Origin of the sequence: Fibrobacter sp. UWCM, from assembly GCF_900129735.1 — a bacterium.
Classification (GTDB): Bacteria; Fibrobacterota; Fibrobacteria; order Fibrobacterales; family Fibrobacteraceae; genus Fibrobacter.
This window is the reverse complement of sequence record NZ_FQWR01000032.1, coordinates 1-22,455: the sequence shown is the minus strand read 5'-3', so window position 1 is coordinate 22,455 and position 22,455 is coordinate 1. Positions and strand designations below refer to the sequence as shown.

The following is a 22,455-nucleotide window of genomic DNA, read 5'->3' as shown; positions in this document are numbered from 1 at the left end:
GCTGTGGCCCCCGGGCCATTTACTTTATATACATCGACGATGGGAGCTATCCTATGAAGAATAGGACTCTGAAGGGCATTGCTATCGCAGGGCTGTGTATAGCTATCTGCGGGCATGCCGAAAACTGCAAGGAAACCGTACTCTACGACGGCTCCGGCGCAAACGGGCGGATGGAAGAAACCGGCCGCACGTTCCCCGAGGCGCCCGAATGGAACGCGAACTGGGGAAACCTCGACAACATGAACCCGCCCTACATCAGGCTTTCGGGCCAGAAGGGCGCGAAGGCCGACTGGACAGGAAACCTCGTGTTCGACAAGCTGCCGCTCCGCCTGAACGGCGGTTCGCTCAAGATTACGGCACGCGCGACGCAGAACGTGAAGTTCGGAATCTGGCTTACCGGCAATTCCGGCAGCGGAAACGTCGCGTTCTACAACCTGCAGGCAAACAGCACGAAGGCAATCGAGGTGCCCGTGGCAAGCCTGCTCGGCGCGGGCGACGTTACCGCAAGCAAGGTGGGCATCGGGCTGTTCGGTGTACCCGCATACCAGTACACCACGCTGTTTATCGACAACGTGAAATTCACCTGCGCTGCGGGTAATGCGGGGAGCGGGTCCGGCGCCACCTCGGCGGATACCGACGGCGAAAACACCCCCTACTACTTCCGCGACGTGGTGCCGAATTCGCCCGCACGCGAATTCAGCGGTGACCCGCTGGCCGCCCCCGCAGGCGCGTACACCGCGGGCGAACGCAGCGCCCTCCGGCAAAAAACGCAAAGCCTGTTCGTGCTCGGCGAGCAGGAACACCGCCAGATTGTGCGCTTCCAGGAATCGAAGGCGCTTACCGCAAAGCAGTCCCGCGACGGCTGGTACAACAGCATGTTCCTCGTGGAGCGCAACCGCCTGAAGGACAGCGTAATCGCAAGCCCCAAGAACCTCTTCCTCGAAGCAGGCGAAATCGCAGCCGCCAGCGGGAACAGGAGCATCCCGCTGCTCGTTGCCGACCTGGATTACGCCATCAAGTACTTTACCGACTCGACCCTCGTGAACTACGGGCTCCAGGATTACCACCTGCTGCTCGCCGGCCTCCCCGTTACCGAAGTGCGCTCGTCGAAGGTAAAGGTTGCCTACGACCCGTTCTTCGCGGCAACTACCCGCAACACGCTCCCGAGCGTCGAGATCTGCGCCGCGGGCAAGTGCAACGCGGTACAGCCCGGCAGCGAAACCGAAATCGAATTCGCCACGGCGGGCCTGCAAGAAATCACGGTAAAGATGCGTTCCGGAAACCTGAACGTAAACCAGACTCTCAAACTGGAGGTAAAGTAACATGAACAAGCTCTACCGCATCGCATCTGCAATCGCCTTCGCGCTTGCCTCCGCAGGCACCGCCAGCGCAACGCACACGGATTTTCACTTCTTTGAAAAGGCCTCCGGCAATTGCATTTCGAAGTCGCCCTCGCCCGTATTCTCGAAGTGCTACGATTCCGCTGGCGAGAAGGTATCCACCAACACGGTCCCGATGGTGCGCTTCCGCGTCATCGACCCGGTCGTCGACGAGTCGGCCCGCTTCAAGATTGCGCTCAGCCGCCCGTTCTTCATTATCGACGGCATCCACCTGAGTACCGACGAGGCACGCACCCTCGACCAGCTGCACGAAGAGACCGAGGCGTTCGGCATTCCGGGAATCCTCACTGCACTCGGCTACACGCCCGTGCTGGTTCAGTTCCAGGAGACGGTGCGCGCGCCGCTCCAGACGAACGCGACCTTCCTCGCCGACCTCTTCGGCTACCTGAACAGCAATGCGAACATTCCCTTCTTGAACAAGACCGAGGACGGATTCATCGTGCTCGGGATTAGCCAGGGCGGAATCCTCGGGCGCTACGCATCGTACCTCTACGATTCCAGGCGCAAGCCGGGCGACGCTCCCGTGCGCCTGTACGCCTCGCTCGATTCGCCCCACCAGGGTGCGGTAATGCCCCGCGGGCTCATCTCCACGCTCGACTTCTGGGCGAACAAGGCGGCCGTGCCTGCGGCAGAGGCGTTCAACGACCTCATTACCTCGCCGGGCGCGCGCGACCTGCTGCTCTACGATACCGAAGCGGGCAACGGCACCTACGAGGTAAAGACGAGCACGGACAGGTTCCTGTTCGGCGAATACCGCAAGGCGGCAAACTACAAGGGGTTCCCCGCGGTACTCATCGCGCAGGGGCAAATGAAGGGCAAGTCGCCCGAGCACGCAAAAACGTACTACAGCCTCAACAGGGCCGCAAAGAGGGGCAGCGAACCTTGGGGCAGGGCAGAAAGCCGCATGATGGCCAGCACCTCCGAAAGCGAGGAATTCTCGCACAATCACGTGTACAAATTCCTTGACCAGAACAAGACGGCAGGCCCGAAGGGAACTGCGAGCCACGACTTTATCCAGGGAAGCACCTACCCCTTCGCGCGCACCATCTACAAGGCGCTCCGCGAAGGCATGCTGGATGCCATTCCCGACGACATGAAATTCACCATAGGCATATCCAACATCGGGTATACCATCGAGTTCGACAACGTGTGGGATGCCGACACGCTGTACCAGGCGAGCAGCACGTTTATCCCGACGGCGAGCGCCATCGACCTGCAATGCGACGGCGACCTCGCCATCCGCAGCGACTGCGCGTTCAGCAAGTCGCATGAAGGTTTCCCGTTCGAGGCGCCCGGAGCACAGTCCACCGCCGGTTCCGTGTACGCGGTAGATGCAAGCCACCCGCGGTTTGGCGAGCCCATCAGCGGGCGCCATATCGAGCCGCCGGTAAATTCGGACGGCAAGATTGACAGCACCGTGCTCAAGGGAATGCAGACCGACGTGTGGCGCCTGCTCTGCGAGGTGGCAAAACTCGACTACGACACCACGCAAAAGCAGTTCCGCAACGCGAAACTCACCGGAATCTTCTCGCCCGCTACAAGCTGCATGGACAATTCCAAGATGCCCGAGATTATCGCGAACGGGGGAATTCTGCAGACAAAGCGGTTCGGCTACATGCGATACGACTACAACGCCGATGCCACCGAGAGCGATGAGGAAGTACAGTTCCGGCTCCCCTCCGGCTGGCAGCGGGTAATGACCATCGACAATGCGAAGGACGTACCCGAGGGGGCGATCTTCGAGGTCGAAATCAGGGTGAATAACCCGAAGAGCAACTGGATGAAGGCGGAACTTTTGCTGACGCCGAACAAGAGCGGCGGTGGACAGGTGCAACTCGACGAACTGAATGTAAAGCAGGACGGCAACTTCCACGCTATCCGCTGGCAGATGCCTACCGCAAAGGGCGCGATGGCAAAGTACCGCTGGTTCCGCCTGGTGCTCAACAGCAACGGGGGCGATGTTACCCTCAGGAACGCAAGGCTGATTACCTCGGCCAGGGTGTTTGGCGAAAAGCCTGCGGCAATCAGGGGCGCCGACATGTTCCCGGCAATCTACCCGCTCGTGAACTGGAACGAATCTACCGGCATCGAGACCGGCAAGGTCCTGAACGTCGACGCAACGACATTTACCTTCAAGGAACGCTACGCGGGCATCCATCTTGATTTCGGCGGGACGTTCTCGTTTGACAACTACAAGGAACTGAGCGTCGAGTACCTGGGCGGCACCTGCCAGAACAGCGAGATCTATTTCGGTACAAATTCGCACGGAAAGGCGAATCTTGGTAACAACTCGGTGCAAAATGCGTTTGTTACCAAAGTTTTACCCCTACCTGAAATCGTCAACACGCGCGTTACCGCAGGTAACGGCTATTCCGCGTCACGCTTGACCTTGCAGGCCCTGAGGGCAAACGAGACCTGCGTCATCCGCGCCATAAAACTGCAATAAGCGGCTATTGACGAGTAACATCAAATAAGATAACTTTCAGAAAACACATATGTACAGTGCCGGGGGCGACCCCGGCCAAGGGACGTTACAATGAGAACAAACAAGACATTCATGCTTGCGGCAAGCAAACTCGCGGCAGGTATCGCCGCCGCCTTCGCGCTGACCGGGTGCATTCCGCCCCAGATGCAGTCGATGGGGGCAGCACCGCTCCCCGCATACCACCAGCCGAAATCCACTCCGGATGGCGAAAAGCAGATTACCCTTTCTGCCGACGCCTACGGGACCTTCGCGGCATCCGGATTCAACGTGGAGCAGGTGAACGCGGGCGGCGGAGCGCTCAGCTTCGAGTTCCACCCCGCGGGGGCGATTTCCCCGCTGTTCGTGAACGCGAGCGTCGCAGGAATCGCGGGCACGCTCCAGTTCGGGTGCAACGACGTTCCCTGCAACTTTGACGGCTACAACGCTTGGCTCGATTCCAAGGACGGCGACGAGAACTACACGTTCTGGAACCTGCAGGAACGCATTGTCGCGGGTGCAGAATTCAACCTCGGGAGCCACCTGTTCCTGGGAGCCGCGGGCGGTATCCAGTTCTACCAGGGCGGAGGCGATTACGAAAGCAAGCGCGAACGCCTGGAAGACGCAAGGCTCGTGGAAAACCTGGACGAGAGGGCCGACTGGAGGCCCACCGCTTCCCTGTGGTTCGGCCCGCGCCTCGGTGAAAGCGCAGGCTCGCTCGCCATCGAGTACGGCGTCACCTTCGCGGACAAGGTGAAGGAATGGAACACGACGCTCGGAATCTCGTATTTCCACCCGAGCGGATTCCACGGCACCGTCTACACGAACACCAACACCTCCTTCGCGGTATCGCTCGGGAAGTCGTTCCAGTTCTAGAATCACTCCTACAAAACAAAAAAAAAACTGCATGGTTTGTGCCGTGCAGTTTTTTCATATCATCAAGTCAATTACTTCATCTTGATTTTCATTTCGAAGACCTGGCGGCCTTCATCGTCCTCAATCTTCATGTAGGTCGCACCCATCTTGTCGGCGCGGGAAATGCGCACTTCCTGACCCTCGTGCGTCTCGCCCATAAAGTGCACCTCGAGCATCGAAGGAATGCAGAGTTCCAGGTCTTCCGAAGAGAACACGTTCAGCGCGAGCTTTACGTACTCGATGTTGTTCATGTGGTGCGACATGTCGATATGCTGGGGCAGCACCTTCTGGCGGTAAACCTCCACGTATTCCGCGGGTTCCACCGGGAACTTCGTGAACTTGCTGTCCATGAACGGCTCCGGGGCACCTTCCGTCGGGAAATCGACCGCAGAAAGTTTCACGGGGCGGTGGCGCTGCAAATCCAGGCAGCAGGCCTCCTGCACGGCAAGGATAATCGGTTCGCCTTCCAGCGTGGTAATGGCCGTATTCTCGTATGTGCGGATAGGCGCGTTATCGGCGGGGAACGACGTGGTAACCACCTTGTCGCGCCAGAACGGGCGCTGGAAGAACTTGAATTTCGCCTTATAGATAACCCAGTAGGCGCCCTTCTCGTGAACACAGAAGTTATCCTGCCTGATGGCGCCGAAATTCTCGGTGAAGTTGTCCTGCACCATGAGCACCGTCTGCGCGATGCCCATCTTGCCCGAAACGTCGATGTATGCCGAGGTTATGGTGCGCTGTTTCTGGAAAACCAGCGGATTCTTTGCAAGTGCGTAAATATCAATCATATCTTGAATATATAAAATAAAGCCCGAGCGCAACGGCACGCGGGCTTACTTTACGTGGCCTTGGGCCTCGCAATAACACGCAAATTTACGCTAGATTTTCTTGAGCACAAGCAGGTGGCCGGGCGCCTTCGCGGGGTCAAGACGCACGAAGTTCCTGTTGCCGCGCCATACGAAGCTCTCGTCGGTAATCAGGTCCTTCAGGAAGAAGAACGAATCCTGCGAAAGCCCGAGCTTTGCCATGTCGAGTTCCACCATGCCTTCCTGCGCGTTGTCCATGTCCATGTTGCATACGCACAAGATAACGTCGTCACCCGACTTCTTGGAATAGACCATCAGCTGGTCGTTGGCACAGTAGTGGAAGTCCAGGTTGTCGTATTCCTGCAAGGCAACGTGTTCCTGGCGGGCGGTGTTCACGCGGCGCACAAAGTCCTGGATGCCGGGGCCCTTCCAGTTGTGGACCTTGTACTGGTACTTTTCGCTGTCGGCAAGTTCTTCCTTGACCGGCGAGGGGATGTTTTCGCACAGCTCGTAGCCGTTGTACATGCCGGTGAGGCTCGAAAGCGTACCCGCGAGGAAATAGCGCTGCTTGAACGCGTTCGGACCCTTGTACGCGAGGTACTTCGGGAAAATATCCGGAGTCGTCGGGAAGAAGATTCCGCGCATGTATTCCTTCGCGTCGCTCTGCGTGAGTTCCTTGAGGTACTGCTCGAATTCCCACTTGGCGCTGCGCCAGGCGAAATACGTGTAGCTCATGTCGAAACCCGACTTTGCAAGGCGGTGCATCATCTTCGGGCGGGTAAAGGCCTCGGCGAGGAACACGAGTTCCGGGCGCTTTTCCTTCACGTCGGCGATGAGCCATTCCCAGAACGGGAACGGCTTGGTGTGCGGGTTATCGATACGGAAAATCTCGATTCCCTTGTCGGCCCAGAACAAAATAATGTTCTCGATTTCCTGCCAGAGGGCCTTGTAGTTGTCGTTGTAGTAGTCGAACGGGTAGATGTCCTCGTACTTCTTGGGCGGGTTTTCCGCAAACTTGATGCTGCCGTCCGGTTCGTGGTAGAACCATTCCGGATGGCTCTTCACGTACGGGTGGTCGGGACTGCAGTTGAGCGCAATGTCGAGAGCGAGGCGGAGTCCCTTGCTGCGGGCGGTCTTCGCGAAATGCTCGAAGTCCTTCATGCTGCCGAGTTCCGGGTCCACGTCGTAGTGGCCGCCGTTCTTGTTGCCCACGGCGTACGGACATCCCGGTTCAATCGGCTTGCCCTTCTTGTCGGTCTTTGCATGCAGGGCGTTGTTCGCACCCTTGCGGTTGGTGACGCCAATCGGGTGGATGGGCACCAGGTAAACCGTATCGAATCCGAGGTCGGCGATGTAGTCAAGCTGCTTTTCGCAGTCCTTCCAGGTGGCGCTCTTCTTGGGGTCGGTGCCCTGGCTCTTGGGCCACATCTCGTACCACGTGCCGATGCGGCTGTAGGTCGGGTCCACGCGGAGCATCATCACCGGGCTTTCGGTCGGCACGTCTTTCGGGGCGATTGTCCACGCGCAAATCTTGTATTCGTAGTAGCCGATGTTGTTGACCATGAAGGAGCCTTCCCACTGGTCGTTGTCCACGAAGTGCATGGGAGCCTTATCCCACTTCTTCTTGCTCACGTGGCGGTAGAAAATCGCGGCGTCGTACTTTTCGTGACTGTGGCGGAAAATGTCCGCGGTGAGCGTGACGGTATCGCCCGGTTCACGCTTGAGCATAAAACGCCCACCTTCGATCTGGGGGCGGATGTTTTCAATGACGAGATTGTCTTTACGTGTAGGGATTGTAGCCATAGTGAGTGAAAAAATAGCAATAAAAAAGGGCCGCGAGTGCGGTCCCTTGAAAATCCGGTTTCATGCCACGATTAACGGCGGGAAGCGCGTTCGCGTTCCTTCTCGCGCTGGCGGCGACGCTTTTCGGTATCGTCCGGGAAAAATTCCGGCAGGGCATAACCGATGGCAATGCCGAACACGATACCCGTCTTGTTCATACCGTCCTCGTTAACGACGGAGGAGATAATCTTCGAACTACCCGCAGACTGGTAGCGCAGGCTCGGGTTTTCTTCCGGAGTATCCTTCGCGAGTTCCGGAGCGTAGTACATACCCACGGAGAACTGCAGGTAGTACCATTCGTTCGTGAGGTAGGTAATCAGGACATCGAACTGGAAACCGTTGACCGTGATAATCGGGCGAACGCCATCGGCATCCGGTTCCACGCTGTGGTCGAAGTAGACCGTACCGTAGGAGGCGGAAACACCCAGGTGAAGCGGGTTCTTGGGGAACAGGTAGTAGTTGAGACCCACCTTGTAGCCGTAACCACCTTCGAGTTCAATGCCCTCGAAGTCGTTGTCGTCACCCTTGAAAAGCATACCGCCCGAACCATAGAGAGCAAGTCCCCAACGGGTAATGTATTCGGCACCGATACCGAAGCCCATGCCCATACCGGTTTCACCCATGAACGGGTAGCGGGAACCCATACCGACCTGGAAAACCAAGCGGTCCTTGAGCCAGTTACGACGGCGGAGCGAGTTCGCGTATTCGTCCTGGCGCTGTTCCTCTTCGAACTTCTTGCGGGCTTCCATGTCCTGCTTCTGCGCAGCAGTGAGGGAAGGGCCTTCAGCATCTTCAAAGTCGCTGTCGTCGTCAGACGCCATGGCAGCACCCGAACCACCCTCTTCGGATGCAGCAGCGGGAGCCGACTCAAAGTCGCTATCATCAAATTCATCGTCATCCTGCGCCCAGGCAAGGAACGCGGAAAGACACAGAGTCAAACACAGTTTCTTAAACATTAAAAGCCTCTGATTATAGAATCACTTTTGGAATATAACTTATTATCCGGTTTTTATTCACGCCAAACCTTGTAAAAGTTGCTTAAACTTGCAGAAAATCAACCAAAAACGCCCCTATTCCGCCTTGATGAGCTTCGCCTTGATGCTCCCGAGAGCGATTTCGCACTCCATGAGCACCGGAATCCGGCGGTCGTCGTCCGTGAGCCAGATGAAGATGCGGCCATTGGAATTGAAGATGCCGTCACCGTCGAGCACGGGTTCCACCTTGACCGTGTTCACCGTGCCGATGGATGTCTTGAGCGACTCGCGCCCGTGGACCAGCACCTTCAGTTCGTAACGCTTCTTGCCGCTCACCGCCGAAAAGCGCGATGTGTCCCCGACGGTCAGGGGCATCGTCCGCACGTAGTAGAACGCCGACATGATGCTGTGTTCCATGCCCTGGATAGCGACCGCGGTATCGGCGGAGCGCTTGACCTTGCGGGTCTTCATGTCGGTAAACACCGTGTCGGAGAGCCACGCCTTCTCGCCCTTGCGGTCGAACCGGATGACGGAAGTATTGTGGAACGTGCCCTCGTGGAGGTTCTTGCGGAAAACCTCCGTCATGAGTCCCTTGTTGCGCACGCGGGTATAGACCGTATCGTACACGGGGTAGATGCGCGTGATGGCGCTGTTGCCCTGCGCGAACGATAGGAACTCCGTCTTGCCTCCGGGGAGCGGCTTCACCTCGAGGGTCGCCGTGCCCGCGGTAATCGGGCCCCAACCGAGACTGAAGGTCAAACGTTCGCCCTTCATCCACGGGGCCTGGACCTCCGGCAGGTTCGGTTCGCCGGCGAAAGACGCCGTCACGAGGAACGCAACGAGAAAGACGATAGACAATAGACGATAGAGCATAAAAGAATGTGAGGTGTGTAATGTGTGATGTGTGATGCGAAATATCTAATTCCACATTTCACATTACACATTCCACATTGTGTTACCCTTCAATATCTCCGAGGCTCTTGCGGTAGGCGACGAGCTTCTCGCGGACAGCCGGGTCTGCGATGGCGACGATGTGGGCGGCGAGGTAACCGGCATTCTTGCCGTTGCCGATGCCGACCGTTGCCACCGGGATTCCCGGGGGCATCTGCACGATAGAGTGCAGGGCATCGACGCCGTTGAGCGGGCCGCCGGCGCAGGGCAGACCGATAACGGGAAGGATGGTGTGCCCTGCGAGCACGCCCGGGAGGGCTGCAGCGAGGCCAGCGACACCGATAAGGACCTGGAGGCCTCGCCCGGCGGCTTCGCGAGCATACTTCGCGGTGGCGTTCGGGGTGCGGTGCGCGGAGAGAATGTTGAATTCCCACACGATGCCGAAGCTGTCGAGCACCGCGGTGATCTTGTCTACAGTTTCCTGGTCGGACTTGCTACCCGCAACGATACCGACCTTTGCATTTTCTTTTAAATCCATTAGTAATACCTCTTATTTCGCAATCTTCGCCAGTCTCGCGAGTCCCTTCTTGCCGATGTCCTTGCGGTAGAACTTGCCTTCGAACTGAACCTTTTCGGCGGCTTCGTACGCGATGTCGAGAGCGGCCTGGAGCGTTTCGCCATGGCCCACCACGCCGAACACGCGGCCACCGTTAGTCACCAGCTTGCCGTCCACCATCTTGGTACCGGCATGGAGCACCTGGGCACCGTTCTTTTCGGCTTCTTCGATACCCGTGACGACCTTGCCCTTTTCGTAAGAGCCCGGATAACCGGCGCTTGCAAGCACCACGATTGCGGAGCTGCCCTTCGGAGCCTTCGGGGCACCGAGTTTCGCGAGTTCGCCCTTTTCGGCAGCGTCGAACAGTGCGAGCACATCGCCGTCGTAGAGCGGGAGCACAATCTGGCATTCGGGGTCGCCGAGGCGGCAGTTGTATTCCACCACTTTCGGCCCCTTCGCAGTCACCATGATGCCCACGTAGAGCACGCCCGTGTAAGGCTTGCCTTCGGCGGCCATGCCCTTGAGGGTCGGTTCGATAATCGTCTTCTTCACTTCGTCGAGGAGAGCGTCCGTCACCACCGGAGCCGGGCTGTAAGCGCCCATTCCGCCAGTATTCGGACCCTTGTCGTCATCAAAGACGCGCTTGTGGTCCTGGGCCGAAGAGAGAATCACGTAGTCCTTGCCGTCGCAAACCACGAAGATGGAGGCTTCTTCGCCGTCCATGAATTCTTCAATCACGACCGTCTTGCCGGATTCGCCGAAGACCGCCTTGTCGCCGAGCATTTCTTCGACGGCGTCGTTGGCTTCCTTATCGGTCATGCAGACGATAGCGCCCTTGCCCGCAGCGAGGCCCGACGCCTTCACCACGATCGGAGCCGGGTGGCAGGCGAGGAACTTCTTGGCGGAGGCGAGATCGGTGAAGGTCTCGAAGGCTGCCGTCGGCACGTTGTACTTCTTCATAATATCCTTGCTGAAAGCCTTGGAGCCTTCGAGCGCGGCAGCAGCCGCAGTCGGGCCGAAAGCGCGCAGCCCGCGACGGCGGAATTCATCCACCACGCCAGCGACCAGCGGAATTTCGGGGCCGATGACCGCGAGGTCAATCTTTTCGGCAACCGCGAGGTCGGCGATCGCCTTCGGGTCGGCCACATCGACCGGCACGCACTTGCCGAGGTTAGCCATGCCCGGGTTGCCCGGAGCGCACACGAGAGTGTCGCACAGCGGCGACTTCTTGACTGCAAGAGCGATGGCATGTTCGCGACCACCGCTACCAACGACGAGAATATTCATAAGCGAGTCCTTATCTTTTGGGAAAAATGTAGAAAAATGCATTATAAGAAATCTGCCAACATACGGAATAATGTATAATTAGAGTTATCCAAGCCCCTCAACACGTCATCTCTGGAGGAAAATATGAAAAGAACCCGCTACTGGGCAGTTACAATCTTAGGCATTATCACCTTATCAATATGCGGTTGTGCAACGGCAAAAGGCTATCATGCACTACCCAGCATTTCCCAAAAAGCAACTTCAGCCCCCGAAGCTTGTATTTTCCTTGCCGTTGACGACACAGCACATTATGAAGGCATTCACAACGCTATAGGCATCAATAATGACAGTTTGTATTTTGAATACAACATCTACAAGAAAACAGATGCCGACCAAGAATATCAAATGTACGAAACCATTCACATTTCCAAAAAGCCACATGACTTGAAAGCGATGTTTTTCCCATACCGAGACAAGAACGGCACTATCAATGACCGCTATATAATAAAGCCGATTTCCAACAACGAAGAGTTAGACGCAATTCCTTTAACATACTACACAACCGATTCAACCTACTTCACACAAATTGAACATTGTTCAATGGAATCGTCCAAAGCAGATACACGGCTTTACAATCTAATTCTTTACGTCGAAAACGTTTCAAAATAGATAGTGCAGCGTTCCGCTGCATTTTTTTCAAAATGCCCAGTATAGGCCCAGGCCCCCTAAAGCAGTTATGCCCAAGCCTTCACCAAGCATAGCACCTCCACCATCACCCCCGTCCTTGAGTTCCTTCGCTCCTAGCACACCCCAAGAAAAACCGAAAATAACAAGCATAAACGAAATCACACCCACAAAGGGTTTAAAGAAACTGAAATCAGCCTCCGATCTTTCATTATAGTCAAAATCGTCAGAGGACATAGTCCCTTCATATTCCTGCACCGATAGAACCAGCGGAGGGTTCAGCGACACAGCAAAAGAACTTGTCGCCACCAACGAAAGAGCCAAAAAGAATACTGCTAAAAATTTCATATAGTTTCTACCTTCTCCATAAAATCCGCGAGACTCCAGTTGTCGATTTTACGTTGAATCATCAGTTTTTCCGTTTATCCAACCTTAAAACAACTAATTTTGTCCGTTTTTCCAACTATTTTTACGACATTTTTGCCCATTTTTCCAATTTTAGCAAAAATCCCTATTTTTAATGACATAAACATTTTGCCGACGTCGGCAAAATGATCTGTTTCGACAAAACCAAATAAAGCAAAAGCGCACCATTCCTTTCTACGGAATGACACATCAAGACTAAATTTTTTCCAGTTCGTCTCTCATGGCAGAGCGATTCTTGAATCGCGACAGCCAAGATATTTTCAGCCGGTTGACTTCCGGGAGGCTGCCTTCGTACTTGAGCAGTTCGCCCGCATCGCGGTAAGCGATAAGGCCACCGTCGCGGTACCTGCGGACGATGCTGTCGAACTGGGCGGTAAGATCTTCAAGTTTTAGGGGTTGCATGGTTTTTGCCGGCATCAAGTCTTCAAAGAATATGTTCTGTTTTTATTTGCTCCGTTGGGGACTGTTTTATCTAACTCTCACCAATCGCCACATATTTCTGGATCCGGCTATTCGGCTTATCCGGAACAGTATAACGTATTCTTTTGTTAAGCAATGGCTTGAGGTACAATTTATCAAAACTCTTTCGGTCAGACAACTTCAAGAATGCCATCATCTCCTTTTTAGACCGAGGGATTCTACAGAACAAGACCAGTTCATTGCATTTAGTTTGTATATCATCTTGGGGGGCGACTTGGGGGGTGACTTGGGGGGTGACTTGGGGGGTGATCACGTCAAAATCCGAATTCAGCACATAATACACCGAGTCAACCGTTTTGCCCTTTTGCTTCAAAACGCCCATTTTTTTAAGAAAATCAAGGTTTGAATCAGCCAATTTCCGTTTTTCACCGACAATCTGCATATAAGTCAACGTATCAACTGCACCAACTTCACGGGCAAAAATCAAGGCCGAACGCTGACCCTGCGTAAGATTTTCGCCAAAGCCGCTAAGCCAAGCCACGTCACCTTCGTCAAAGAACTTGTGCAAGAGCAACCGAATCGTGAAAGTATCCTTTGTTCTGTCAGACTCAAACGTGGGCATTGAAAGTCCCGCCCCGGTCATCAAGCGACGCATGGTACGAATCCCCGTTCCCTTGAATTCCGCAAGGTTTGTCTCATGGAGAATCGAGGCAATCAACTGATTTCGTGTATCGCTCCCAGCGGTTCCAATTTCTTCTTGCGCCTTCAGAGAATACCCCGAATTGATTATTTCGATGCGATTATTGTAGCGGATAATTTGAGTCGGACGGTTATGCCGATACGAACGATGCATAACGGCATTTACGATAGCCTCCCTTATCACGCGTTCCGGCAAATCGGGTTTTGTCGTCGCGTGGATCTGCCCTTCTTTCAGCGAAAAATTTTGAGGCAAATCCGACAGGACCGCATCAATCATCCTGTCAATCTGAAGCATGAGCGGCCCCATGAACTCAATCGCAGAAAAACGTTCATCGACATTTTCAACCCACTCATTTCCGCGTACGCGAATATAGTCCGTCCGCATCAACGGGTAAAACCGCCGAATAACACGCTTCGTTCCAAAAAGCATTACACCCGCAAATGTAAGGTTACCATCTTGCGTCAGGCATTCCAACGATTCCAAAAGTTCCCTGTCACTATAGTTGAGTTCTTCCGCCTTGGGATTAACCTCTTTGCGACATCTGCGGTAATACTTGACGGCATCCAAATCAACATCATCAAAACCTGTATTCTTGACAACAGAAGAATCGAAACTCGTATTATCTTGATAAAAGGCATACAAGTCTTCTTCTGTGCATCGTTGGTCGCTTGACCCGATTCGTCGCCATGCACCTTGCGGTAAACCCACGCTCTTGAAATACAGAGGTTTTTGTTGACTTGGGAGTTCCGGCACGAAAATTTTCAGCACATTCTTGCCATCAAGCTTTTCCACATCGATTCGCGGACGCACCGACAAATTGAACATGCTCGCGCACCGCGTAGAAATATCCAACTGAGCCTTATCTGGATTTTCAACTCCCTCAATCCAAAAACGATTGTCGAGCGCCTTGGTATCTTCACCAATCCCTAAAAGAATATACCCACCGCCAAGCCCAGGTTCGTTGCTAAACGAACAGACAGACTCCATCAACGACTGAGCCGAATCACTTTCGCCCTTGGCCTCAATCCACACGCATTCATCGGATTCGGACAACTGTTTATAGAGTTCTTGTGCAGTGTAGAGTTTCATTGTTTTCCTCTAGTCCATGGGATTCCTATTCTACCTAAATATAACTCCATCCACTTGACACAAAGTGACAAAATGCAACTATTTTCCGAGGCTTTTCAATTCCTTCCGGTCCTTATTTTTCCAGAAGGTGAGGCCGTTTCGGGCGCCTCCGGCAACGAACGCAGCAACCATTGACGGGGATTCGCATTCGACAATTCTGGGAATGCTTATATAAATGGGTTGCTAACAAGATAAACTTCCTTATCAATCTTCTCCAAAGTCTTCGTCTTTTTCGCAAAAGCGAACGTATTCATTTAAATACTTCATCGGGAATGGAATAACGGTGTATTGTCCGTTTCTTACAAATTCTACAGATAGCATATGTTCAAGTTCATTAAAGAATATTGGGCCTCCATTATTTACGCCATTCTTGTTCCATGGAATCACATCACGAATAACGCAGGACGTAGGAAGATTACTCTGCAACGCCTCCTTTTTCTTTCCAACGAAATACTTGAATTGACCATCAAGTGTTATTGACTTTATTCCAAGGAATGAATTGAAATTTTTATAGAGATTATCCCCGCTTTTCATTTGACCGTGCAAAAGAATAGGGTTTCCATCTTCAGAAGAAGCGTCATAAAGCCAGTAAACAAAATCACTTATAATTTTCTTCTTAATTAGCGAATGTTTTTTGCCCTCGGAATCATACATGTTCAAGACATCTTTGTATGAGAGTTCCTTATCAAACGAGTTATGAATATTTTCCCTTAGGTCATTCAGTTCACTCTGCTGTTTATCAGTCAAATTTTCGTGTATTTCAATAAAATCATCCAGATAATTTTCAAGACGGTTCTTTTCAATTTTATTTTCACTATCAGACAGAGAAAGCGTCCTTAAAAGTTCTTCAACATCAAGCAAAGTGAATTGCTTAGTTTTATAGATGACATTTATGTTGTTTATGTCGTTGTATACGATACATTCAACGCCCGAAGATTGGTTCTTAAAGCCTTTGTTGTAATATCCAAAGATTCGATCCAATACATTCCACTCATCATTTTCTGGATATTTCCGGTTGTCAAAAACATCAAAATTTAATTTTCCATCAGTACAAATTTTCATTTTATAATAGCGAAAACTATTGCACCGCTTTGCCTCATTCCATTTCCCTTTTCCACATTTTACAAACGTCCATTCCTTTGGTTCATTCCAATTCACAAGTGTAATCTGACGATTAACAACATCACCTTTAATAATGAGTTCTTGCACTATATTGCGCATTACATCCTTTAGTGTATCAGAATTGACCTTTTCAGCAGAGTTTTCTACCGTGATATGTTGAATAATTTCGTTTTCAGAAAAAAGATTGTGCTGATCTTGAGGCTTGTTGAACTCGTTAAAAAGATTTGGTGAAGCGGCCTCTTCTGCAGTCGCATACTCACCAGATTCTTTATCGTGAATAATTTCAATGATGTATTTTCCTTTTTCACGATTATCTGGAACAGATTCCACACCATATTCAGACTTCAAAAAATTCACAATCCGCGATTGCATTTCCTTCGCATCGGTTCTATTTGGAATTGTATTTACGACACAAATTCCATTCTTATTTACAAAAGTTCCATAATCATAGTTTTCGTAATTAATTCGTTTCTGTTCACAATTTTCATAATCCATAAATGGAATCTGTTCAATAGTGATGAAATCGGAAAGATTCTCTTTCACATCTTTAAGGAACGTTGCAATAATTCCTGCCTTTGACTTTCTATAGTTATCTCTTGACAAAAAATCCAAAAACTTTTTTCTTGGTCCCTTTTTACTTAGAGCACCCAGGTCGAAGAAATATTGACCTTTCTTTAAATCAGCATGAAGTTTTCGACGAAACTCTCCAGTCTCTTCATCAAAAAGAAACTTCGGTTTAACATTTCGTTTGCCGTATTTTTTTAACGCATTGACTTCGGAAAAGGTTTCGGTATTGGCTTCCAAAAAAGTTGAATTCAAAACAGTAAAAAAACGAATTCTCAGGAACTCAATTGTTTTTGCATTTGGTTTAATGACAGGTGAATAATACAATTTACCAGTAATGTTATTATATGCAAATATATCGCTTGAACGATTCTTAAGCGAATTCACCAGCAACTGTGCAAGTTCAACATCCTTAATTCCTTCTTTGGAGGTTTCATCTTGACAAAAAAGGTCCACCTCATTTGCGACCGCAGAATCGTCCTTTGCCTGAATTTCTTGTTTAAACATGTCAAAGTTGACATTACCCTTATTAAACATGGCAAACCATCGTGTTTTTTGATAATATGCGACGGATTGTGCCTTAAATTGTTCAGCAGGCAAGTCTAAAACATTCTCTTTCAAAAAGAGATCCTTTGTTGCAATCTGGTACACGACAAATTTTTCATCTACCTTCTTGCGGTCAATTTCAACCTTAATATTATTCGTGTAAATCGGAAATTTATTTCCGTCAAGATTATTTGCCATTGTGGACCTCTTCTATAAGCATCTTGATTGCAGATTCATTCGGCATCCCCTTCTCATCAATAAGCCAGGGAATCTCTATGATTTTGCCATCTTTATCAGACGATATTACCAATTCGCCTTCTTTTATAATGTTAATCACATAAGCTTTTTTAGCTCCAATCGTATTCAACTTCTTTTCAATTTCAGAATGGAATCGTTCTGTACTCTTTGCAACCGTTCTTTTCCAATGTTTGAAATCTACATACACCCCATCGATGAGCATAAAATCAAAAAATTCAAAATTTGCAGGATCTTCAATTTCCTTCAATGTCAAATTCAATTCTTGTTCAAGAATGAATCTTCCTGCGATTTCTCCAAGAGCACCCTTATAAATGTTATTGAATAGAACAGGAGAAAGAATTAAATCATCTTTTCCGAATTCCGTAGCATAGTGCATTTTTTCAAAATGTTTCTTCATTCCGCTATATAAGAAGAATTGCTGCAATCTTGCAGATTTTTCGCTCACATGGCCAATATTTCGAGCGTATTCTTCATCAAGTCCCTTCTCAAAATCGGAACGATCCTTAATCAGATTGACAATTATTCCTGAAAAATCGCCTTTCTGTGCATAATAGTAATTGGATCTATTTTCAAAATTTTGAATATAGAAGTCGCCCAAGATATGATCTTTTTCAGCCAAGTTACTTGGTGCCGTAGGATGTCTAAGTGTGCATTCTCGTAATTCTGTCCAAAGACGCATGCTTTTAAGAGTCCAATCGTGGCGCAGCATGCCCTGAATGTAGGAATTAGCACTTTCAGACTTACGGTTCGCTTCATTTTCTACTAAAGATTTTTCTTCCGGAAGCGATTGTGCAAAATTTGCCGCAATTTCAAAAAGTTTTTTTAATTCCGGATTCATCAAATCTACTCGTACACTCGCAACATCCAATGTTGCAAGCAGAGCGTTATTTGTGTAAATGAAGATATCCTTTTTTTTATTGTTGGTGCGACAAAGTCTTCCAACAGCCTGAATGACATCACGAGTCATTTTGCGTCTTACACTTGCAGAATGTCTCACGACTTCCATTGGTGCATTGTAATCATTCTTATTCGTATAAGCTTTAAAGCCCGCCTGAACAAGCTGATTCAAATCACGGGGACTAATTTCGTTATTTTCGTAAAGATACTTGATTTCAAATAGGAATTCAAGAAGTTCCTTCATCCCGATTTTTTTTACATCGTTAATATTTGTAACGACATTCGTGACATCACCTAAGTAAATCGCGTCAAAATCCTTTACGTCTTGTTTGCGACCAATTCGAACAATAGATTCGCTATCTATATCTCTTTGCGGAATTTTATACTGTAGATTCTGACCGGCACCAATAGTTTTATAAGCTGAAAAAACAAAGACCTTTTCACCATTGGCAAGTTCCTTTAAAAGCGAATCCTTTTCGTCTTCAAAATCGTTACCACTTTTTAAGACCTTGATTTTAGGGCTACTTTTCCCATAAATCTTGCAATACTGCTCTACAAATCTTTCAAATACCCCTAAATCAAATGTTGCAAGGTTTCGTTTGGGAAGCGCCATATTCAAGCAAAGAAGTGACTCAACATTCTCATTGTCTATGAAATTCTTCAATACAGCGAAGACGTTGCAGTAACGTTTTTGATAATATTCTTTATTGCTTTGCTGTATATCCAGATTTTCCAACATTCTGGAGAAGTTTCGCTCAAGATCTTTGTTTTGTGTTATTTGCTTTAAACGCTCTTGAATGGATTTATTTTCTTCGCCTCGATCAACAGATTCAATATTGACTTTGATTGAGCCATCTTGATAGGGAGACCATTTTTCCTCTTGTGATTTTTTTAAGGATTCGTAAGTATCTTCCGTCAGCGTCAGCAAAGAGTCCTTAAGTTCATTCCTTAAATATTTCTGGGAATAATTAGAAAGAACCGAATTGATACGTCCAGTTGCTGAAAGGCCGATTACTTTCGTGTTTTTCGCCAAGAAAAGAAGAATTTTTTCAGGAGTTTCATCAATCTGAATAAAATTGATTTTCGTTTCTTCATTATGTTTGTCACCATCTACAAATTCAAAGAACTTGAACCCTCGATTAAAGAAAGAAAAATCGTCGATAACGGTTTCTTCTTCGCGGATATTTCGAATGGACGACGATGTGATCAAATCATGAAAAATATTGTTCAAATGTTTGCTGCGGAAGTAAGCATCGCAAATAGTATCTACTGCATCCTCTACCGTGTAAGACTCTAAGACAGCATTCTGATTTTTTCTTTTAATATTTTCTGCAACCGCATAGCGTTCCGCCCAGTTGGCAATAAATCTTGCAAACTCATTCAGGAAATGAGTCACATCACGCAACAAAGAATAGATGTTGATATCGTTGTCAAGGTCGCGATTTTTTTCGTAAACATCTTTATTTTCGTAATAAATCTTAACCTGCTGATTATCGCCATCTTTGACGCATCGGATGTAATGATTATTGTTACTTAAATAACTACGGAAAGCACCATCAAAAAACAAGAAACTACGACTACGATCAAATCCATCATTCGTCTTATAATTGAAATACAGAGCGTACTTTTCATACAAGCCCTCTACTTCTTTTTGCAAAGTCTTGAGAGTGCGAAGATAAGGCTTATTTTCGACATATTTCTCATAGGGGCCGTAAAAGGAACTGGCAGGGCGGTAATCTCGCATTCTCCCATGCAGTTCCTTAACCATGTCCAGGTAGTCATTTTGAGACTCAACAGCCTTTTCTATGATAAATTCTTGAATGGTATCTTTAGATGCGTCAAACTCATCAATAAAAACAATTGAGTTCTTTAAAACATCCGCTGAAATAAACGGATATGAGGGTTTAACCAGCGTATCGTTTCGACGCAAGAACTTACTAATTGACAAAAGATAAATCTTGAAATCATCAGTGAAAACTGTTGGATAGATTTCACCAATCCACCGATATTTTGAATTATGTCGAATGTTATCCTTTTTTTCTTGCTCCGAGCCCTTCATTTGTGTGGTAATGATTTTCCTCAAATATTTTCTAAAAACAACTTCCGCTTCAGAGAGTCGCTTATCCATTTCCTCTCTGTAAATCCCAGGCGTTTTACCATAATTCGGCTCGGTACACGCTTCAACTAAATGGTATAGAGCCTGATATTCGTCTCCTTGGAATTCTTCGGGAACTTTCACCCTGGTGATATTTTCCTTGACGAAATCAACATTGGACTTTATAACCAAGACTTCCTTTTTGTAAAGAACTTCATTATTGTACGCTTTTTTAAGTTCATCTTCTGGTAGATTTTTTAAGAGAGTCGTCGTGAAAAAGATTTTCTTTTTGTTATTGGGATTCCGAGCATAATCGTGAATTGCCTGGCAAGACCAAAACGTTTTGCCACTTCCGGTATTCGGATCAACGAGAAGCAAACCGTTTTCGCGTCCAGAATCAATAAAATCTAAGATATTCTTTTTCATACGTCCTTTTTATCTAGAGGAATCCATTCTAGTTAAATATACTCACAACCAGATGTCACAAAATGTCAAACCGGCGTTTTTCCTAAAAAAATTACGCATCCTCGTCTAAGAAATCGCCGTTTTTTGCTTAATTTTGCCAATTTTCGCCTAAAGTTCGTCTAAGTTTCATCTGTAGGATTGCTATTTAGACGAGAATTTAAGCTTTTCAGGCCGTTTAATTAGACTTATTTCACTATTCGGTATTCGTCACAATATCGGCAAAATACAAGTTGCCTTCTGGGCCATCCTGTTTCGAACAATTCTAGGGGCCTGCGGCATTTTTTGCATTTAAACGAAAACGGTTTGACCATTCCACAGGATTTGCAAATAGCTTCCCATTTCTTAGTTTCCCTATTCTTTTCAAACGAAAGAACGTTTCCACATTTACAGTTTGCCTGTTCTTCCTCGATTTTTCTATAAAAATACTGCGGACGGTGAATGTCTTTTAAAAAAGCTATAGTCTTTACTATATCTTCTTCCGGCAACAACCAAAGAGAATCATTTTTCAGGATGGCGTCTTTTACAAAATTCTTTACCGTGTCCGTTTTTTTATAGTTCTCATAAATTTCAAGAACCTTATCAGGAATAACTTCGGATTTAAGGACCGTTCCGTCAAATTTACACGGTTTGTCAGGCTTTACCACATTAGATTCGCCATACAACGCAACTAAATAATGGACAGGATAATTCTGAAATCCTCCTTGAAGAAAGAGAAATTTCTTTCTTAGAGTTTCTTTATTATTCTGCAAAACCTTTCTTAATGCTTCAGACTGAATTTTTGCCTGATATATAGGACTTTCTTTACTCGTATGCCATTCGTAATCTTCTTTTGACAGATACCAACAATTTCCATCTTCATCATATTTCATCCCGCCAGTCCAACTCTTTGTTTCTATAACAATGAAGCAATAAGGCGTAATAACAAGATGGTCTATTTGAGTATAGTCGCCATCGTCCGTCAGGCATTTAAACCGAACGGTGTTAAGGACATGAATTTCAGGATGGTCAAAAAACTTGCGTTTTAAATAATGGGCGGTTTGCTCCTCCGCTTCATAGCCCAATAAATCTTCTTTAGAAGCCAATTCTTTTGATACGATGTTTTCAGGTTCTTTGTCGATCATACGCGCGTGTCTTTATTACCACTACAACATTTCAGCAATTCATGCTATTTAATCAAATCCTTCATAGTCTTCCCTTCCTTATTCTTCCAAAAAGAGAATCCACTGCGAGCACCACCTGCAACTAAAGCAGCCGCCATGGAAGGAGAAGAACATTCGAGATCTTTGGAAAGTATGCCACCTTTTGACAATTTCAAGGATTCGCGGATTTTACGCCATCCCGGAGGATTAATTCCATCATAGTTTTGAGCAAGAATACTTTTGGCACACAAGATATATCTATCTCCAACCATCTTTAAAACAGCAACAACACTTCCATTTTTATCATTATGAAAATATTGACCCTCAAGTCCTTCTTGGCTTGCTATTTCAGCTTGCTCAAATGAATCCTTCTTCTCTTGCCTGGGGAAAATTTGAGAGCCTTCAAATGAGCTAAGCAAACGGATTACTAATTCTTTATTTAATGCAAACAGCTCACTATCACCTACTTGGCTTTTGCTGAATATTTCATGCAGCAATGTTTCCTTTTCATCATAATCATCCACTTCGATAGCAAAGCAACGCTTTAAAGCAACGACATTTGAGTAGCCATTACTTTCTAGCTGACGCATTCTATTTTCAAACTGATCAGTTCTAGTCTTGCCGATTTTTATCAACCCGGAAACCGCTGTAGTCATAACATAAATGACGCCTTTGGACATTTCTAAACCTCCTTTTTTAACATTTTCCAATCATAAAACTGCAATAACGTAGCATTTTTTAGGATAAAGCAAAAATATTTTCCACTGTTTCATCCGGATAATATTCTGGATTTTGCTGAGAATTCGGTAGTGTCAAGGGTTTTTCGCAAAAATAGTTTGTTCCAACATCAGATTTAGGCTACATTTCCTTTCTTTCTGCTCTTTTCCAGTTCCCGTTTCA

General features: G+C 48.3%; 18 protein-coding genes. 4 read left to right on the top strand and 14 right to left on the bottom strand.

What is annotated here, in order from left to right; genetic code table 11:
* Window positions 1–53: 53 nt before the first annotated feature.
* The 3 genes from BUB22_RS14955 (at window position 54) to BUB22_RS14945 (ending at window position 4,737) form a co-directional block, all read left to right on the top strand.
* Window positions 54–1,322 carry a hypothetical protein gene (locus BUB22_RS14955; protein ID WP_073116379.1) on the top strand — a complete coding sequence of 423 codons (1,269 nt, stop codon included), beginning with the start codon at window positions 54–56 and terminating at the stop codon, window positions 1,320–1,322.
* A gap of 1 nt (window position 1,323) precedes the next feature.
* A complete protein-coding gene (locus BUB22_RS14950) occupies window positions 1,324–3,846 on the top strand; it encodes a hypothetical protein (protein WP_073116377.1) in 2,523 nt (840 codons plus the stop codon).
* Between the two features lie 90 nt (window positions 3,847–3,936).
* Complete coding sequence (locus BUB22_RS14945) at window positions 3,937–4,737, top strand: hypothetical protein (RefSeq protein WP_139259037.1); 801 nt, start codon at window positions 3,937–3,939, stop codon at window positions 4,735–4,737.
* 71 nt (window positions 4,738–4,808) lie between these two features.
* Here the strand turns inward: BUB22_RS14945 and BUB22_RS14940 are convergent, their stop codons facing one another.
* From BUB22_RS14940 to purD, 6 genes are all read right to left on the bottom strand, one after another.
* On the bottom strand, window positions 4,809–5,564 hold the full coding sequence (locus BUB22_RS14940; RefSeq protein ID WP_073116374.1) for an acyl-[acyl-carrier-protein] thioesterase: 756 nt from the start codon (window positions 5,562–5,564) through the stop codon (window positions 4,809–4,811).
* Window positions 5,565–5,654: 90 nt separating this feature from the next.
* Window positions 5,655–7,385, bottom strand: a complete 1,731-nt coding sequence (locus tag BUB22_RS14935) for a maltotransferase domain-containing protein (RefSeq protein ID WP_073116372.1) — start codon at window positions 7,383–7,385, stop codon at window positions 5,655–5,657.
* Between the two features lie 71 nt (window positions 7,386–7,456).
* Window positions 7,457–8,380 (bottom strand): hypothetical protein, encoded by a 924-nt coding sequence (locus BUB22_RS14930; protein ID WP_072813282.1) that lies wholly within the window; start codon window positions 8,378–8,380, stop codon window positions 7,457–7,459.
* A 114-nt stretch (window positions 8,381–8,494) separates the two neighbouring features.
* A complete protein-coding gene (locus tag BUB22_RS14925) occupies window positions 8,495–9,256 on the bottom strand; it encodes a DUF3108 domain-containing protein (protein WP_254794766.1) in 762 nt (253 codons plus the stop codon).
* Between the two features lie 97 nt (window positions 9,257–9,353).
* Complete coding sequence (gene purE, locus BUB22_RS14920; RefSeq protein WP_073116370.1) at window positions 9,354–9,827, bottom strand: 5-(carboxyamino)imidazole ribonucleotide mutase; 474 nt, start codon at window positions 9,825–9,827, stop codon at window positions 9,354–9,356.
* 12 nt (window positions 9,828–9,839) lie between these two features.
* Window positions 9,840–11,132 (bottom strand): phosphoribosylamine--glycine ligase, encoded by a 1,293-nt coding sequence (gene purD, locus BUB22_RS14915; RefSeq protein ID WP_073116368.1) that lies wholly within the window; start codon window positions 11,130–11,132, stop codon window positions 9,840–9,842.
* A 123-nt stretch (window positions 11,133–11,255) separates the two neighbouring features.
* On the opposite strand from purD, the gene BUB22_RS14910 reads away from it, so the two are divergent.
* Window positions 11,256–11,780 carry a hypothetical protein gene (locus BUB22_RS14910; protein ID WP_073116366.1) on the top strand — a complete coding sequence of 175 codons (525 nt, stop codon included), beginning with the start codon at window positions 11,256–11,258 and terminating at the stop codon, window positions 11,778–11,780.
* Window positions 11,781–11,807: 27 nt separating this feature from the next.
* On the opposite strand, the gene BUB22_RS14905 is transcribed toward BUB22_RS14910, so the two are convergent.
* From BUB22_RS14905 to BUB22_RS14865, 8 genes are all read right to left on the bottom strand, one after another.
* Window positions 11,808–12,143: a hypothetical protein gene (locus BUB22_RS14905; protein WP_073116364.1), complete on the bottom strand. Its 336-nt coding sequence runs from the start codon at window positions 12,141–12,143 to the stop codon at window positions 11,808–11,810.
* A gap of 74 nt (window positions 12,144–12,217) precedes the next feature.
* Window positions 12,218–12,409, bottom strand: a complete 192-nt coding sequence (locus tag BUB22_RS16795; RefSeq protein WP_073116362.1) for a hypothetical protein — start codon at window positions 12,407–12,409, stop codon at window positions 12,218–12,220.
* 7 nt (window positions 12,410–12,416) lie between these two features.
* On the bottom strand, window positions 12,417–12,641 hold the full coding sequence (locus tag BUB22_RS14895; protein WP_175547309.1) for a hypothetical protein: 225 nt from the start codon (window positions 12,639–12,641) through the stop codon (window positions 12,417–12,419).
* A gap of 52 nt (window positions 12,642–12,693) precedes the next feature.
* On the bottom strand, window positions 12,694–14,430 hold the full coding sequence (locus tag BUB22_RS14890; RefSeq protein WP_073116357.1) for an ATP-binding protein: 1,737 nt from the start codon (window positions 14,428–14,430) through the stop codon (window positions 12,694–12,696).
* A gap of 243 nt (window positions 14,431–14,673) precedes the next feature.
* A complete protein-coding gene (locus tag BUB22_RS14880; RefSeq protein ID WP_073116356.1) occupies window positions 14,674–16,899 on the bottom strand; it encodes a hypothetical protein in 2,226 nt (741 codons plus the stop codon).
* A complete protein-coding gene (locus tag BUB22_RS14875; protein WP_073116353.1) occupies window positions 16,889–20,377 on the bottom strand; it encodes a hypothetical protein in 3,489 nt (1,162 codons plus the stop codon). Before BUB22_RS14875 ends, BUB22_RS14880 begins: the two co-directional genes overlap by 11 nt.
* Window positions 20,378–20,601: 224 nt before the next feature.
* Complete coding sequence (locus BUB22_RS14870; RefSeq protein ID WP_073116351.1) at window positions 20,602–21,537, bottom strand: nuclease-related domain-containing protein; 936 nt, start codon at window positions 21,535–21,537, stop codon at window positions 20,602–20,604.
* Window positions 21,538–21,581: 44 nt separating this feature from the next.
* Window positions 21,582–22,235 carry a DUF4357 domain-containing protein gene (locus BUB22_RS14865; RefSeq protein ID WP_073116388.1) on the bottom strand — a complete coding sequence of 218 codons (654 nt, stop codon included), beginning with the start codon at window positions 22,233–22,235 and terminating at the stop codon, window positions 21,582–21,584.
* Window positions 22,236–22,455: the final 220 nt, after the last annotated feature.

Coding starts and splice junctions, on each gene's coding strand:
- BUB22_RS14955 (WP_073116379.1), top strand. CDS start 54: ATGAAGAATAGGACTCTGAAGGGCATTGCTATCGCAGGGCTGTGTATA.
- BUB22_RS14950 (WP_073116377.1), top strand. CDS start 1,324: ATGAACAAGCTCTACCGCATCGCATCTGCAATCGCCTTCGCGCTTGCC.
- BUB22_RS14945 (WP_139259037.1), top strand. CDS start 3,937: ATGAGAACAAACAAGACATTCATGCTTGCGGCAAGCAAACTCGCGGCA.
- BUB22_RS14940 (WP_073116374.1), bottom strand. CDS start 5,564: ATGATTGATATTTACGCACTTGCAAAGAATCCGCTGGTTTTCCAGAAA.
- BUB22_RS14935 (WP_073116372.1), bottom strand. CDS start 7,385: ATGGCTACAATCCCTACACGTAAAGACAATCTCGTCATTGAAAACATC.
- BUB22_RS14930 (WP_072813282.1), bottom strand. CDS start 8,380: ATGTTTAAGAAACTGTGTTTGACTCTGTGTCTTTCCGCGTTCCTTGCC.
- purE (WP_073116370.1), bottom strand. CDS start 9,827: ATGGATTTAAAAGAAAATGCAAAGGTCGGTATCGTTGCGGGTAGCAAG.
- purD (WP_073116368.1), bottom strand. CDS start 11,132: ATGAATATTCTCGTCGTTGGTAGCGGTGGTCGCGAACATGCCATCGCT.
- BUB22_RS14910 (WP_073116366.1), top strand. CDS start 11,256: ATGAAAAGAACCCGCTACTGGGCAGTTACAATCTTAGGCATTATCACC.
- BUB22_RS14905 (WP_073116364.1), bottom strand. CDS start 12,143: ATGAAATTTTTAGCAGTATTCTTTTTGGCTCTTTCGTTGGTGGCGACA.
- BUB22_RS14890 (WP_073116357.1), bottom strand. CDS start 14,430: ATGAAACTCTACACTGCACAAGAACTCTATAAACAGTTGTCCGAATCC.
- BUB22_RS14880 (WP_073116356.1), bottom strand. CDS start 16,899: ATGGCAAATAATCTTGACGGAAATAAATTTCCGATTTACACGAATAAT.
- BUB22_RS14875 (WP_073116353.1), bottom strand. CDS start 20,377: ATGAAAAAGAATATCTTAGATTTTATTGATTCTGGACGCGAAAACGGT.
- BUB22_RS14870 (WP_073116351.1), bottom strand. CDS start 21,537: ATGATCGACAAAGAACCTGAAAACATCGTATCAAAAGAATTGGCTTCT.
- BUB22_RS14865 (WP_073116388.1), bottom strand. CDS start 22,235: ATGTCCAAAGGCGTCATTTATGTTATGACTACAGCGGTTTCCGGGTTG.